Origin of the sequence: Pseudoblastomonas marina (assembly GCF_034374265.1) — a bacterium.
In the GTDB taxonomy this organism is placed as follows: domain Bacteria; phylum Pseudomonadota; class Alphaproteobacteria; order Sphingomonadales; family Sphingomonadaceae; genus Alteriqipengyuania_A; species Alteriqipengyuania_A marina.
In genome coordinates this window covers 1,205,556-1,218,527 of the sequence record NZ_CP139718.1, presented here as the reverse complement: position 1 = coordinate 1,218,527, position 12,972 = coordinate 1,205,556, and the positions used below count along the sequence as shown (strand labels likewise).

The window sequence follows — 12,972 nt, the reverse complement described above, 5'->3', positions numbered from 1 at the left end:
TATTCCGGGGCAGATCGTGGAGATCACCGATGCCGGGCGCAAGCTGGGCGTGGCCAATGTCTCCGGCGTGCGGCGCCCGGTCAACCTCGCCTGCGTTATTGGCGAAGGCAGTGTCGAAGACCTGATCGGCACATGGGTGCTGATCCATGTCGGATTTGCCATGAGCAAGATTGACGAGGATCAGGCGGCCGAAACACTGCGCATCCTGACCGAGCTGGGAGAGGCGCAGCAGGAACTTGCAGCCATGCGCGACGGCGATCGCGCGTTGGGAGACGCGCAGTGGTGACCACTGGCCCTGCCTTGAATGCGCTTTATCCGCATATGCGCAGAGGTGGCGAACAGCTCCGTGCCTCGGCGCAAAGCCTGCGCCATTCGGTTGAAAGCAAGGCTCGGGACCACACTGAGGTGTTCGGCAAGTTTTTTGCAGAACAGGCAGACGAACTGGTCGCCGCCGCGACCACGCTGGCCGCAAGCTATCGCCAGGGCGGACGCCTGCTGGCCATGGGCAATGGCGGATCGAGCTGTGATGCCGCGCATGTCGCGGTGGAGTTTCTCCATCCAGTGACCGCCGGAAGGCCGGCGCTGGGTGCGATCAACCTCGCGGCCGATGTCGCGATGCTGACGGCAGTCGGTAATGATGTCGGACAGGACCATGTGTTCGTGCGTCCGCTGATTGCCCACGGGCGGCACGGTGATTGCCTGATCGGCTTTTCGACCAGCGGCAATTCCGCAAACCTCATCCGGGCTTTTGCCAAGGCGCGGGAGATGGGCATTGCCACGATCGGCCTGGCGGGTGGTGACGGGGGCGAGATGGCCCGCGCCGGACTGGATCATCTGCTGGTGGTCCCAACAGGCTCGATCCACCGGGTGCAGGAATGCCACCTCGCGGCCTATCACATCCTCTGGGACCTGACCCACACGCTGCTAGCCAATGACCGGGCCGCACCGCTGGAGGCAGGCGCATGAAGTATGTCGACGAATTCCGCGATCCGGTTCGCGCCGGTGTCCTGCTCAAGGAAATCGAGGCCCTGACTGCACAGATCATGGCCGGGCGCGATCGCCCGGTCGTCATCATGGAAGTGTGCGGCGGCCACACGCATTCGATCTTCCGATACGGCATCGAGAAGATGCTTCCGCCGGAAATCGAGTTTGCCCATGGGCCGGGCTGTCCGGTTTGCGTGTTGCCGATGGGCCGGGTCGATGATTGCGTGGAACTGGCTATGAAGCCGGAGGTGATCTTCACTACGTTTGGTGATGCCATGCGCGTGCCGGGATCGCGGCTCAGCCTGCTAGGCGCAAAGGCCGAAGGGGCCGATGTGCGGATGGTCTATTCACCACTCGATGCCCTCGCGCTGGCCCGTGCGAACCCGGACCGCGAAGTGGTTTTCTTCGGCCTCGGCTTCGAGACGACGATGCCCTCCACAGCCCTGACAATCCTGCAGGCCCAGGCAGAAGGGATCGGCAATTTCTCGCTGTTCTGCAACCACATCACCATCATCCCCACGATCAAGGCGATCCTCGATTCACCCGATATGGGGATCGATGGCTTTCTCGGGCCGGGCCATGTCTCGATGGTCATCGGCACTGATCCCTATGACTTCATCGCACGCGACTACCACCGTCCGCTGGTGGTCGCCGGCTTCGAACCGCTCGACGTATTGCATTCGGTTTGGATGGTGCTTCGGCAGATGGCCGAAGGCCGGGCGGAGATCGAAAACCAGTATGACCGGATTGTGCCACGCCATGGCAATGAAGCTTCGCTGGCTGCGGTTACGGAAGTATTCGAACTGCGGGAATTCTTCGAATGGCGCGGGCTGGGCTCGATTGACCATTCTGGCGTCCAGATTCGCGAGGCCTATGCGGCCTGGGATGCTGAGCGAAAATTTGCCGTTGCATCGCCTAGCATTCCGGATCCCAAGGCTTGCCAGTGCGGCGAAGTGCTGAAAGGCGCGATCAAGCCATGGCAGTGCAAGCTGTTCGGTCGGTCGTGCACACCGGAAACACCGATGGGTGCCCTGATGGTTTCGTCTGAAGGAGCATGTGCCGCCTATTATCAGTATGGCGGGATCGATGCGGTGCCGGAGCCAGCGCAATGAACGCTGTAACTCCCACTGGCAACGGACGGCTGCGAGCGGAGCGGGTGACGCTGGCGCATGGCGGTGGCGGCAAGGCCATGCGGGATCTGATCGAGGATGTGTTTACCTCGGTTTTCGAACCCGACGGGTTGGAAGACCAGGCGCGGTTGAGCCACGAAATGTTGGCCGTGGAGGGTGCCCGGCTGGCCTTCACCACGGACAGTTTCGTAGTGCAGCCGCTCGAGTTCCCCGGTGGCGATATCGGCAAGATTGCGGTTTGCGGCACAGTTAACGACCTTACCGTCGGCGGCGCGCAACCGCTGTGGCTGTCGGCGGCCTTTATCATTGAGGAAGGCACCGAAGTCGCCTTGCTACGCCGCGTGGCAGCGGCCATGCGTAGGGCGGCCGACGAGGCCGGTGTGCGGATCGTGACCGGCGATACCAAGGTGGTTGAGCGCGGTGCTGCCGATACGCTTTTCGTCACCACTTCCGGAGTGGGAGTCATCCCTGCTGGACGCGAACTTGCCGCGGAGAAAGTTCGCGCGGGCGATGTCGCGCTGGTCAACGGTGTATTGGGTGATCATGGCGCCGCCATTCTGGCCGCGCGTGGAGACATGGCTTTCGAGGCGGATATTCGTTCGGATTGCCGCCCGCTCAATCACCTGATGGAAGCGGTGATCGAAGCCGCACCGGGTGTGCGCTGTGCGCGGGATGCCACCAGAGGAGGCCTGGCCAGCGCACTCAACGAAATATCGCAAGCCTCGGCCATCGGGATCGAGATCGACGAGGCCAGATTGCCAATGAGGGCCGAGGTCAAGGGCGTGTGCGAACTGCTCGGGCTTGATCCACTCTATCTCGCCAATGAAGGGGCGCTGGTGCTGTTCGTTCCAGAGGAGCAGGCGGAAGCTGCGCTGGCAGCCATGCGCTCAACCGAGGCAGGGCGCGATGCAGCCATTATCGGGCGCGCGGCAGAGATGCGCAGCCCGCGCGTGGTCATGCATAGCCTGTTCGGCGGAAGCCGGATCGTCGACATGCTGGTCGGCGAGCAACTGCCGCGTATCTGCTGAGGGAGAAGACCTGCCATGCAACTCTCGTTGATCGCCCTGGGTTTCCTTGCCGGAATGGGCCATGCGCTCGAACCCGATCACCTCGCCGCAGTCGGTGCCATGGCCACGGGACGGAATTCGCGCCGGTCGATGGTGCTGCGGGGTGCTGCGTGGGGGCTAGGGCATACGCTCACCCTGCTCGCGATCTGTTCTGCAGTGATCCTGCTGGGCATGGCATTGACAGGCCGCACGGCAGCCCTTCTGGAGAGCGCCGTTGGCTTCATGCTGATTCTGCTGGGGGGTGATGTACTTTGGCGGATGCGCAAGGCACGGGTGCATTTCCACCTGCACGATCATTCCGATGGCGAACGTCATTTTCATGCTCACAGCCATCTTGGCGAACGGGCGCCCCATGATGCGAGCCGCCACGAACACTCTCACCCCCACAAGTTTCCCTTGAAAGCGCTGGCTGTCGGGCTGGTGCATGGCGCGGCAGGATCGGCTGCCCTGCTTACCCTGGCAGTCGCTTCGGTTGGTGATCCTCTGCTGGCGGTTATCTATGTCCTGCTGTTCGGAGTTGGCTCAATTGCAGGAATGGCTGCGCTCAGCTTTATCGCCTCCTGGCCGCTTGGCTATGCAGAGCGTGTTGCCTTGCGACTTCATCGAGCGCTGAATCTGTCGTTGGCTGTGCTGGCACTTGGCCTGGGATTGCACACGATCTACGCCAACCTGTCTGGCGTGTTGGGGGCGGCCTGATGCACGAGCTGTCTCTTGCCCGGAATATTGTCGCCATTGTTGGTGATCACGCGCAGGGTCGGCGGGTGTCGCGTGTGCGCCTGGCAGTCGGCCCCTATGCCTGCGTAGAGCGCGAGGCGATCCGATTTTCATTCGAGGTGGCGAGCGAAGGTACGCTGCTCGAGAAGGCTGCACTCGAATTTCTGGAAGGCGAGACCGACCAGTTCATCATCAAGGATTTCGATATGGAGGAAATGGCCTGATGTGCGGCACCTGCGGATGCACCGATCCTGACAACGAGATCGCGATGATTGACCCGGAAACCGGAAAGCGAGTGCTGCTTCGCAGCGGCGATGACCATTCCCACGATCATGACCACTCCCACGATCATGACCACTCCCACGATCACACTCATTCACACGATCATGATCATTCACACGGGCACCATCATCACCACCATCATGATCACGGGCATGACCATCACCACCACGGCGAACAAGCGGCGCGTGTATCACTGGAAACCGCCGTGCTTGACCGGAATGATCGCCAGGCGGCTCGCAACCGGGGCTGGTTCGAAGGGCGCGGTGTTGTCGCGCTCAATCTCGTCAGTTCGCCAGGGGCTGGCAAGACGACCTTGCTCGAAACCACGATCCGGGCGCTGGAAGGAAGTCTGCCGATTGCCGTTATCGAGGGTGATCAACAGACGGCCAATGACGCCACGCGCATTCGCGAAGCGGGGGCCCGTGCAATCCAGATCAACACTGGGGCCGGCTGTCACCTCGAAGCCGATATGGTTGCCCGCGCTGTTGAAGAACTCGCACCGAAATCCGGCTCGTTGCTGCTGATCGAGAATGTCGGCAATCTTGTTTGTCCGGCGATGTTCGATCTGGGTGAACGGATGAAGGTCGCCGTTATCTCCACCCCGGAGGGCGAGGACAAGCCACTCAAATACCCGCACATGTTCCGCGCAGCAGAGCTGGTGTTGATCAACAAGATCGACCTCGCCCCGCATGTTGGATTCGACGAGGCCGCATGCCGTGCAAACATCTCCGCAGTAAACCCCAATGCGCTCGTCTTGCTGGTTTCCGCCCGCACCGGTGAAGGGATGGACGCGTGGTACGATTTTCTGCGAGCAATGGCGTCAGCAGCCGCAGATGGCGGGTGCCTCATTTAGGCGGGACTGCCCACGGGATTAAGATCGTCATCTTGCCCTATCGAGGAATGGCGTCTTTCTTTAGTTTTAGCGCACAGACCGGACGGTCCGAAACCGGCCCAGATTCGGCCATTTCGGGTGGCCAGGTTAGGCAGGAAATGAATTTCTCGCTTTATGCAAACTCGAAATCGGCAACGGTCGCCATTGCGGCGGATTCTGAATTCGATTCGCGCGAAATCCGGCACCGGTGGCACAGGAATCCGTCGTCGCATGCGCTCATTCGCGCAAGGCTGGCTCAATATCAGGCCAACGCAGAATAATGTTCAGAACTGAAGCTGGCGATGTCGTTTATCCTACAAAGTCTTTAACCGTCCAGAATCCTTTCAAGTAACTCAAATCGCTAAGGATGCGTCTGAATTTCCGCTCGTTCGACCTCTTGCGTTACGTCGAAAAGTTCTCACTATGTTCCGTAGAGGGGCTGCCAATGTCAAAGTGAGAACGCCCAATGTCCAATACCGAACGCATTATCCGACTGAAGACCGTGCTCGACCGAACCGGTCTCTCCCGCTCCACCATCTATCGCAAGATCGCAGAGGGCACTTTCCCGACGCAGGTGAAAATTAGTGTCCACGGCGCGGGCTGGCATGAGTCTGCTATAAATCGCTGGATCGCCGATCCCGTTCACTACCGCGAAGAAGATCTGGCTGAATGAGCGGTCAACGAACAGTCGAGCCGATCTGCGTCCGGGTCAATGATGCCGCACGCATGATCGGCGTCGGGCGCACAAAGCTCTACGAACTGATCTCCAGTGGCGAGCTCGAAACCATCAAGATTGGCAAGGCAACGCGCATCACGACAGCCAGTTTGCATAGGTTGGTGGAGCGGCATCGGGCATTGAACTGACCAGGCCGCTAACTCGCAATTGGACAGCGTCAGACCGTACCATTATGTTGCGATCAGGCGCAGCACGAACCACCCATTTATTCAGCTTTCCGGTCAAAACGCTGAACAGAACCACCGTTAAATGAACGAAAATGTGGGGGAGAGTGTGGGGGAAGGCCTGCGTTTGTTCCAAGAACAGGATTGATATCAAAAGGTTATTTTTTCGGTTCGATTCAAGCCCTGCCACCACCGGTACACCAGACTGACATCGAAAGACGACCGCCAAGAGCGCGGCACCTGCGCGACATGCACGCGAAGCGGGCGTGACGGGCCTTGACCGACGCATCGATTTGGCGCTGTGTCCATGAAAATCTCACTGATCGGCACCACCGATTGGACTTCTTCTAATGATACATTATATCATCGGCAGAGGAGCAATGACCATGGCAGACACAGCGCTGGCCGCCGCCGCCGAACAGATCGAGCGCGCGCGGGCCGAAAAGAGCAAACGCCCCACGATTGCGGGGTTTTTCGACGAGGCGACCAACACGATCAGCTACGTCGTGCACGATCCCGCCACGCGCGAGGCGGCGGTGATAGATTCGGTGCTCGATTACGAGGCGGCCTCCGGCCGGACCTCGAACGGCTCGGCCGACCGGATCGTCGAATATATCGAACAGAACGGGCTGTCGGTCACCTGGCTGATCGAAACCCACGCCCATGCCGATCACCTTTCCGCTGCGCCCTACCTGCAGGACAAGCTCGGCGGGAAGCTTGCAATCGGGCGTGAGATCATCCGGGTGCAGGACGTGTTCGGCAAGATATTCAACGCCGGATCCGATTTCGAACGCGACGGATCGCAGTTCGATCGCCTGTTCGACGATGGCGACACCTTCGCGATCGGCGAGCTCGAGGGGATCGCCTTGCATGTGCCCGGCCACACCCCGGCCGACATGGCCTTCATCGTCGGCGATGCGGCGTTCGTCGGCGACACGATCTTCATGCCCGATTTCGGCACCGCGCGAACCGATTTTCCCGGGGGCGATGCGGCGCAGCTGTTCCGCTCGATCCGGCGCCTGCTCGAGCTCCCCCGCGAAACGCGGATATTCCTCTGCCACGACTACAAGGCACCGGGGCGTGACGACTATGCGTGGGAGACCACCGTCGGCCAGCAGCGCGACGAGAACGTGCATGTGAAGGACGGCACCACCGAAGAGGAATTCGTCGCCATGCGCACCGAGCGCGACAGCACGCTGGCGATGCCCAAGCTGATCCTGCCCAGCGTGCAGGTCAATATCAGGGGCGGTCGCCTGCCCGATCCGGAGGAGAACGGCGTGAGTTACATCAAGATTCCGGTGAACGCGGTATGATGCTGCCCGGTTTTCCCGAAGCCGCCCCGCTCGAAGGGTTCGTCGGTGGGCTGCTGATCGGCCTCGCGGCGCTCGTCATGCTGCTCGGCACCGGCCGCATCGCCGGCGTGTCCGGCATGCTTTCGCGCGCCGTCCTCCTCAACCGCTCGGGTACGCCCTGGGTGGTGGCAGCGTTGTTCGTCGTCGGACTTGTCGTCGGCTCAGTGGTGTTCGCCCAAACGGTCGGTCCGGTCGAGGCGGATTTCCCGCCCGGCTGGGGCTGGCTGGTCGCGGGCGGGCTCGTGGTCGGATTCGGTACGCGGCTCGGCAGCGGCTGCACCAGCGGCCACGGCGTGTGCGGCATGTCGCGCCTGTCCAAGCGCTCGATCGTCGCCACGCTGACTTTCATGGCGACCGGATTCGCCACGGTCGCGATCGTCAACGCTGCGGGAGGAGCATGGTGATGCGTGCATTTCTTGCTCTCCTGTCCGGAGCGATTTTTGGCTTCGGTCTCGCGCTCTCGGGCATGATGAACCCCTCGCGCGTGCGGGGCTTCCTCGACCTGTTCGGCGAATGGGACCCTACGCTCGCCTTCGTGATGGGCGGGGCGATGCTGGTGATGGCGCTCGCTTGGTTCGTCCAGGCGCGAATGGCCGCGCCGATCGCGGAGGCCGAATTCCACCTGCCCGGAACCCGGGCGATCGATCGCCGCCTGCTCGGCGGAGCCGCGCTGTTCGGGATTGGCTGGGGCCTCGCCGGCCTGTGTCCGGGACCTGCGATCGCATCGCTTGGCACCGCCTTCCGGCCAGCGCTGATCTTCGTTGCCGCGATGCTTGCCGGCATGGCCGTGTTCGCGCTCCTCGATCGCAAGCGGACCTAGGCGCCGATGCTCGATACGATGCAATGGGTGCTCGGCGCGCTGTCGGGCGGGCTGGTCGGCTTTTCGCTCGGCCTGGTCGGCGGGGGCGGATCGATCCTCGCCGTGCCGTTGATGGTCTACCTCGTCGGGGTCTCGCAGCCGCATGTCGCGATCGGGACGAGTGCGCTGGCGGTCGCCGCCAATGCGGCGACCGGCCTGCTCCAGCACGCCCGGGTCGCCAATGTCCGCTGGAAGGCAGGACTGCTGTTCGCCGGGGCGGGCATCCTCGGTGCCTTCGGCGGTTCGACCGCGGGCAAGAACTTCGACGGGCAGGGCCTCCTGTTCCTGTTCGCGATCCTGATGATCTTGGTCGGTGCATTGATGCTGCGCTCGCGCAAGGACGCGGGCGAGACGGGTGCGGACCTGACTCGGGCGAACGCGCCGAAGGTGATCGGCTACGGGCTCGGCGCCGGGGTCGTCAGCGGGTTCTTCGGGATCGGCGGCGGATTCCTTATCGTCCCTGGACTGATCGCCGCGACGCGGATGCCGATGATCGCAGCGGTCGGCACCAGCCTCGTCGCGGTGACCGCGTTTGGGCTGACGACGGCGGCCAATTACGCCTTTTCGGGGCTGGTGAACTGGGAGCTGGCGCTGGTCTTCATCGTCGGCGGCGTGCTCGGAAGCTTCCTCGGCACGCTCGCCGCGCGTCGGCTTTCAGGTGGCGGGCACCTCAAGACGGTGTTTGCCGGGCTGATCTTCGTCGTGGCGGCCTATATGCTGTGGCAGAGCGCCTCCGCGCTCGGCATCTAGCGATAGACGAGCGATTGTCGCACAGCGGGACGGTGTCGCTTCGGGACTGCATCGCGCGGGAACTTGTGGTGCGGCCCATGCGCTCTTAAAGGCCATGACCATGTCATCACAGATCGTCGATAACCGCGGGAATGGCGAAGCCGGCTGGAGCTGGCCCGCGATCCATCCCGAAGGCCGCAAATACGGCCTCGCCGTGTTTGGGCTGAGCCTCGTATTCGCCTTCCTCGCTTGGGAAACCCTGGCCTGGCCGCTCGCCTTCCTGTCGCTGGGCGTGCTCGCCTTCTTCCGCGATCCGGTTCGCGTCACCCCGCAGGGCGAGGACAACATCGTTGCCCCGGCCGACGGCCTCGTCACGCTGATCGAACAGGTCCCGCCGCCCGCCGAGCTGGTGAGCGATGACGGGCAGGGCGGCGAAGGGCTCGGCGAAGAGCCGGTGACCCGCGTCTCGATTTTCATGAGCGTGTTCGACGTCCACATCAATCGCTCGCCGATGGCGGGGACGATCAAGCGGGTGATCTATGTCCCCGGCAAGTTCCTCAACGCCGATCTCGACAAGGCGAGCGAAGAAAACGAACGCCAGCACATCCTCGTCGAACGCGCCGACGGCCGGCGCATGGGCTTCACCCAGATTGCCGGCCTCGTGGCACGCCGGATCGTGCCGTTCGTGAAGCCGGGCGACACCGTCGCAGCGGGCCAGCGCGTCGGGCTGATCCGCTTCGGCAGCCGGGTCGACGTCTACCTCCCGCGCGATACGCAACCGCGCGTGGTGCTCGGGCAGAAGATGGTCGCGGGCGAAACCGTGATCGCCGAGATGAGCCAGCAGCCGCTGATCGAGGGTGTCTCCCAGTGAGGATGTCGACGTGAGCAAGCCGCAGGGAATGGGGCGCCGACGCGAAATTCGCGGGCTGACGCTGCGCACGCTCATTCCCAATGCGATCACCGCGGCGGCAATGTGTCTCGGTCTGACCGCGATCCGCGCCGCGATCATGCAGGATTGGGATGCGGCGGTGCTTCTGGTGTTCGCTGCAGGGATCCTCGATGGGCTCGACGGCCGCACCGCGCGCTTCCTCAATGCCCAGTCCAAATTCGGGGCCGAACTCGACAGCCTGGCCGATTCGCTCAGCTTCGGAGTCGCCCCGGCGCTGATCATCTACCTGTGGTCGCTGCAGTTCCTGCCGCGGATCGGCTGGTTCGCCGCGCTCGCGGTGGCGGTCGCCTGCGCCTTGCGGCTGGCGCGTTTCAACGCGCAGATCGATACCGACGAACAACCCCACAAATCCGCCGGATTCCTGACCGGGGTGCCTGCGCCGGTGGGGGCAGGGGTCGCCTTCCTGCCGATGTATCTGTGGCTCGAGACCGACAATCCGGTCCTGCGCGAGCCGGTGTTCGTCGCGATCTGGCTGGTGGTGATCGCGTTCCTGATGATCTCGAATACCGCCACGCTCAGCTGGACCTCGCTGCGGCCGCGCCGGAGCATCCGGCTAGAACTGTTGCTGCTGACGGGGCTGGTGGTTGCCGCGCTGATCCTAGAGCCGTGGATCGCACTGTCGGTGATCAGTATCGGTTATCTCGCGACGGTGCCGTACAGCATCCTGCGCTATCGCCGGATCAGGCGGCAGCGCGCAGAGGCCGCGGCGACGAAGGACGCGCCGGAACACCCCGCTTAGCATCGCACGGCGCGCGCAAGGTAAAGGCGGCGGGATCGCGCAGCGAATCGCGGTCGATCCGGGCGAGCTTCCCCTGCCATTCGTCATGTTTCGCCATCAGGTAGCCGGTATCGCGGACCAACACGTAAAGCGCGAAGGAAGCGGCGGCGGCAATCACGGCGGTGATCAGAATGGAGGTCATCTCTGGATTTCCTACGCTTGAAGCGGGGTTATTCCCGGCATGTTACGGATCGAAAACGGCGCCGGATGGTCGGCAGTTCCGCAATCTGTTCCATCGGTTTCCTGTTTGTTCCACACCTGTTCCTGTTCTGTCAACCGAAATCGCGGCCAAGCGAATCGGGTTTGCGACGAAATTCGGGCTGGAAATCGTGTGCCATCCCCGCTAAGGGCGCGCATCCGCAGATGAATCGGGTGCATTCCGCATCCGGCAATCGGCGGAAAATCCACATGGGAAGCGCTGACATACCGGTGCTCGCCGCGGGCCAACCGCTCGGGTTCCAGCTTCCCAGAGGCACAACCGGAAAGGAATTCCCTATGGCGGCTCCCACCGTCACGATGCAGCAATTGATCGAGGCCGGCTCGCACTTCGGCCACCAGACCCCCCGCTGGAACCCGCGCATGAAGCCGTACATCTTCGGCGCGCGCAACGGCATCCACATCATCGACCTGTCGCAGACCGTGCCGCTGTTCGCGCGCGCGCTCGATTTCGTCGAGCAGACCGCCCGCGCGGGCGGCAAGGTGCTGTTCGTCGGCACCAAGCGCCAGGCGCAGGACGCGATCCGCGAAGCGGCGCTGTCCTCGGGCCAGCACTTCGTCAACCACCGCTGGCTCGGCGGCATGCTGACCAACTGGAAGACGATCAGCCAGTCGATCAAGCGTCTCAAGGCGCTCGACGAGCAGCTCGGCGGCGAGATGAGCGGCCTGACCAAGAAGGAAATCCTCCAGCTGACGCGCGAGCGCGACAAGCTCGAGCTTTCGCTCGGCGGGATCCGCGACATGGGCGGCCTGCCCGACGTCATGTTCGTGATCGACGCGAACAAGGAAGACCTGGCGATCAAGGAAGCCGCCGTGCTCGGCATTCCGGTGGTCGCGGTGCTCGACACCAACACCGATCCGACCGGTATCGCCTTCCCCGTCCCGGGCAACGACGACGCGGCGCGTGCCATCCGCCTGTATTGCGATGCGATCGCCGAAGCGGCGCGCGCGGGCAAGGGCGGTTCGCAGGGCGCCGACGCCGGCGACATGGCGAACCCGCCGGCCGAAGAAGCGACCGCCTGAGCGAACGTTTCGGGCGCCGGGTAACACCGGCGTCACAGATACATTCCAGTGCGCCGGGCGATTCCTTCGATGAGCCCGGCGCCTCACACCACAGCAAATAAAGGATTCACCTCATGGCCTATACCGCCGCTGACGTGAAAGCCCTGCGCGAACGGACCGGCGCGGGCATGATGGATTGCAAGAAGGCGCTCACCGAAACCGACGGCGACATGGAAGCCGCGGTCGACATGCTGCGCGCCAAGGGCCTTGCCGCCGCGCAGAAGAAGTCGAGCCGTACCGCGGCCGAGGGCCTCGTCGGCATCGCCGTCGAAGGCACCAAGGGCGTGGCCGTCGAGGTCAACTCGGAAACCGACTTCGTCGCCAAGAACGACCAGTTCCAGGACTTCGTCAACAAGACCACGCAGGTCGCGCTGCAGTCCGACAGCGACGACATCGAAGCGCTGCGCAACGCCGATTACCCCGGTGGCGGCACGGTCGGCGATGCGCTGACCAACAACGTCGCGACGATCGGCGAGAACCAGCAGATCCGCCGCATGCGCACGATCTCGGTCGAGAACGGCGTCGTCGTGCCCTACATGCACAACGCGATCGCGCCGAACCTCGGCAAGATCGGCGTGCTCGTGGCGCTGGAAAGCGAAGCCGGCGCCGACGTGCTCGAACCGCTCGGCAAGTCGCTCGCCATGCACATTGCCGCGGCGTTCCCGCAGGCTCTCAACGCCGAAGGGCTCGACCAGGACGTGATCGAGCGTGAACGCGCCATCGCGCAGGAAAAGGCTGCCGAAAGCGGCAAGCCCGAAGCCGTGCAGGAAAAGATGGTCGACGGCGCGATCGCCAAATTCGCCAAGGAAAACGCGCTGCTCAGCCAGATCTACGTGATGGACAACAAGACGCCCGTCGCCGAAGTCGTGAAGCAGGCCGGCAAGGACGCCGGAAAGGACATCGTCCTCAAGGACTATGTCCGCTTCCAGCTGGGCGAAGGCATCGAGAAGAAGGAAGAGGATTTCGCCGCCGAAGTCGCCGCCGCGATGAAGGGCTGATCCTTTCCGAAACCGAATCGAGCGGCCGCGGGGTTTCGATCCGGCGGCCGTTTTCGTTCGCGCCGTAGAGGGCGGCGTAAA

At 63.1% G+C, this 12,972-nt stretch carries 18 protein-coding genes; 17 read left to right on the top strand and 1 reads right to left on the bottom strand.

Annotation, left to right across the window (positions count from 1 at the left end):
- Positions 1-16: 16 nt before the first annotated feature.
- The 15 genes from T8S45_RS05935 to pssA all read left to right on the top strand — a co-directional run bounded on the left by T8S45_RS05935 (position 17) and on the right by pssA (position 10,576).
- Entirely contained in the window at positions 17-286 is a 270-nt protein-coding gene (locus T8S45_RS05935) for a HypC/HybG/HupF family hydrogenase formation chaperone (RefSeq protein WP_007015755.1), read from the top strand.
- On the top strand, positions 283-966 hold the full coding sequence (locus T8S45_RS05930) for a D-sedoheptulose-7-phosphate isomerase (protein ID WP_231735368.1): 684 nt from the start codon (positions 283-285) through the stop codon (positions 964-966). Before T8S45_RS05935 ends, T8S45_RS05930 begins: the two co-directional genes overlap by 4 nt.
- The gene (hypD, locus tag T8S45_RS05925) at positions 963-2,096 is read left to right on the top strand and encodes a hydrogenase formation protein HypD (protein WP_011536537.1); all 1,134 of its coding nucleotides are present in this window, start codon (positions 963-965) and stop codon (positions 2,094-2,096) included. The genes T8S45_RS05930 and hypD overlap by 4 nt, the downstream gene beginning before the upstream one ends.
- On the top strand, positions 2,093-3,142 hold the full coding sequence (hypE, locus tag T8S45_RS05920; RefSeq protein ID WP_011536538.1) for a hydrogenase expression/formation protein HypE: 1,050 nt from the start codon (positions 2,093-2,095) through the stop codon (positions 3,140-3,142). The genes hypD and hypE overlap by 4 nt, the downstream gene beginning before the upstream one ends.
- A gap of 15 nt (positions 3,143-3,157) precedes the next feature.
- Positions 3,158-3,877 carry a HoxN/HupN/NixA family nickel/cobalt transporter gene (locus T8S45_RS05915; RefSeq protein WP_011536539.1) on the top strand — a complete coding sequence of 240 codons (720 nt, stop codon included), beginning with the start codon at positions 3,158-3,160 and terminating at the stop codon, positions 3,875-3,877.
- Positions 3,877-4,119, top strand: a complete 243-nt coding sequence (locus tag T8S45_RS05910; protein ID WP_011536540.1) for a hydrogenase maturation nickel metallochaperone HypA/HybF — start codon at positions 3,877-3,879, stop codon at positions 4,117-4,119. The genes T8S45_RS05915 and T8S45_RS05910 overlap by 1 nt, the downstream gene beginning before the upstream one ends.
- The gene (gene hypB, locus T8S45_RS05905; RefSeq protein ID WP_011536541.1) at positions 4,119-5,030 is read left to right on the top strand and encodes a hydrogenase nickel incorporation protein HypB; all 912 of its coding nucleotides are present in this window, start codon (positions 4,119-4,121) and stop codon (positions 5,028-5,030) included. Before T8S45_RS05910 ends, hypB begins: the two co-directional genes overlap by 1 nt.
- Before the next feature lie 484 nt (positions 5,031-5,514).
- Positions 5,515-5,721, top strand: a complete 207-nt coding sequence (locus T8S45_RS05900) for a helix-turn-helix transcriptional regulator (protein ID WP_011536543.1) — start codon at positions 5,515-5,517, stop codon at positions 5,719-5,721.
- On the top strand, positions 5,718-5,912 hold the full coding sequence (locus tag T8S45_RS05895; protein ID WP_041384254.1) for a helix-turn-helix domain-containing protein: 195 nt from the start codon (positions 5,718-5,720) through the stop codon (positions 5,910-5,912). The genes T8S45_RS05900 and T8S45_RS05895 overlap by 4 nt, the downstream gene beginning before the upstream one ends.
- Positions 5,913-6,334: 422 nt before the next feature.
- Positions 6,335-7,261 (top strand): MBL fold metallo-hydrolase, encoded by a 927-nt coding sequence (locus T8S45_RS05890; protein WP_188642068.1) that lies wholly within the window; start codon positions 6,335-6,337, stop codon positions 7,259-7,261.
- Positions 7,258-7,704: a YeeE/YedE family protein gene (locus T8S45_RS05885; RefSeq protein ID WP_322295032.1), complete on the top strand. Its 447-nt coding sequence runs from the start codon at positions 7,258-7,260 to the stop codon at positions 7,702-7,704. The genes T8S45_RS05890 and T8S45_RS05885 overlap by 4 nt, the downstream gene beginning before the upstream one ends.
- Positions 7,704-8,120, top strand: coding sequence for a DUF6691 family protein (locus tag T8S45_RS05880; RefSeq protein WP_322295031.1), 417 nt, complete (start codon positions 7,704-7,706; stop codon positions 8,118-8,120). The genes T8S45_RS05885 and T8S45_RS05880 overlap by 1 nt, the downstream gene beginning before the upstream one ends.
- Positions 8,121-8,126: 6 nt before the next feature.
- Positions 8,127-8,909 (top strand): sulfite exporter TauE/SafE family protein, encoded by a 783-nt coding sequence (locus T8S45_RS05875; protein ID WP_322295030.1) that lies wholly within the window; start codon positions 8,127-8,129, stop codon positions 8,907-8,909.
- Positions 8,910-9,009: 100 nt separating this feature from the next.
- Positions 9,010-9,759 (top strand): phosphatidylserine decarboxylase, encoded by a 750-nt coding sequence (locus T8S45_RS05870; protein WP_322295029.1) that lies wholly within the window; start codon positions 9,010-9,012, stop codon positions 9,757-9,759.
- A 28-nt stretch (positions 9,760-9,787) separates the two neighbouring features.
- The gene (gene pssA / locus T8S45_RS05865) at positions 9,788-10,576 is read left to right on the top strand and encodes a CDP-diacylglycerol--serine O-phosphatidyltransferase (protein ID WP_322295198.1); all 789 of its coding nucleotides are present in this window, start codon (positions 9,788-9,790) and stop codon (positions 10,574-10,576) included.
- Here the strand turns inward: pssA and T8S45_RS05860 are convergent.
- On the bottom strand, positions 10,518-10,757 hold the full coding sequence (locus tag T8S45_RS05860; protein ID WP_322295028.1) for a hypothetical protein: 240 nt from the start codon (positions 10,755-10,757) through the stop codon (positions 10,518-10,520). The genes pssA and T8S45_RS05860 overlap by 59 nt on opposite strands.
- A 353-nt stretch (positions 10,758-11,110) precedes the next feature.
- Here T8S45_RS05860 and rpsB point away from each other — a divergent pair, with 353 nt between their 5' ends.
- Together rpsB and tsf are read left to right on the top strand one after the other, a co-directional pair.
- Entirely contained in the window at positions 11,111-11,854 is a 744-nt protein-coding gene (rpsB, locus tag T8S45_RS05855; protein ID WP_322295027.1) for a 30S ribosomal protein S2, read from the top strand.
- A gap of 113 nt (positions 11,855-11,967) precedes the next feature.
- Positions 11,968-12,891 (top strand): translation elongation factor Ts, encoded by a 924-nt coding sequence (gene tsf, locus T8S45_RS05850; RefSeq protein WP_322295026.1) that lies wholly within the window; start codon positions 11,968-11,970, stop codon positions 12,889-12,891.
- Positions 12,892-12,972 lie beyond the last annotated feature (81 nt).

Bases quoted from the DNA above. Each gene is read 5' to 3' on its own strand.
- hypD (WP_011536537.1), top strand. From the start codon at position 963: ATGAAGTATGTCGACGAATTCCGCGATCCGGTTCGCGCCGGTGTCCTG.
- hypE (WP_011536538.1), top strand. From the start codon at position 2,093: ATGAACGCTGTAACTCCCACTGGCAACGGACGGCTGCGAGCGGAGCGG.
- T8S45_RS05915 (WP_011536539.1), top strand. From the start codon at position 3,158: ATGCAACTCTCGTTGATCGCCCTGGGTTTCCTTGCCGGAATGGGCCAT.
- T8S45_RS05910 (WP_011536540.1), top strand. From the start codon at position 3,877: ATGCACGAGCTGTCTCTTGCCCGGAATATTGTCGCCATTGTTGGTGAT.
- hypB (WP_011536541.1), top strand. From the start codon at position 4,119: ATGTGCGGCACCTGCGGATGCACCGATCCTGACAACGAGATCGCGATG.
- T8S45_RS05900 (WP_011536543.1), top strand. From the start codon at position 5,515: ATGTCCAATACCGAACGCATTATCCGACTGAAGACCGTGCTCGACCGA.
- T8S45_RS05895 (WP_041384254.1), top strand. From the start codon at position 5,718: ATGAGCGGTCAACGAACAGTCGAGCCGATCTGCGTCCGGGTCAATGAT.
- T8S45_RS05890 (WP_188642068.1), top strand. From the start codon at position 6,335: ATGGCAGACACAGCGCTGGCCGCCGCCGCCGAACAGATCGAGCGCGCG.
- T8S45_RS05885 (WP_322295032.1), top strand. From the start codon at position 7,258: ATGATGCTGCCCGGTTTTCCCGAAGCCGCCCCGCTCGAAGGGTTCGTC.
- T8S45_RS05880 (WP_322295031.1), top strand. From the start codon at position 7,704: ATGCGTGCATTTCTTGCTCTCCTGTCCGGAGCGATTTTTGGCTTCGGT.
- T8S45_RS05875 (WP_322295030.1), top strand. From the start codon at position 8,127: ATGCTCGATACGATGCAATGGGTGCTCGGCGCGCTGTCGGGCGGGCTG.
- T8S45_RS05870 (WP_322295029.1), top strand. From the start codon at position 9,010: ATGTCATCACAGATCGTCGATAACCGCGGGAATGGCGAAGCCGGCTGG.
- pssA (WP_322295198.1), top strand. From the start codon at position 9,788: ATGGGGCGCCGACGCGAAATTCGCGGGCTGACGCTGCGCACGCTCATT.
- T8S45_RS05860 (WP_322295028.1), bottom strand. From the start codon at position 10,757: ATGACCTCCATTCTGATCACCGCCGTGATTGCCGCCGCCGCTTCCTTC.
- rpsB (WP_322295027.1), top strand. From the start codon at position 11,111: ATGGCGGCTCCCACCGTCACGATGCAGCAATTGATCGAGGCCGGCTCG.
- tsf (WP_322295026.1), top strand. From the start codon at position 11,968: ATGGCCTATACCGCCGCTGACGTGAAAGCCCTGCGCGAACGGACCGGC.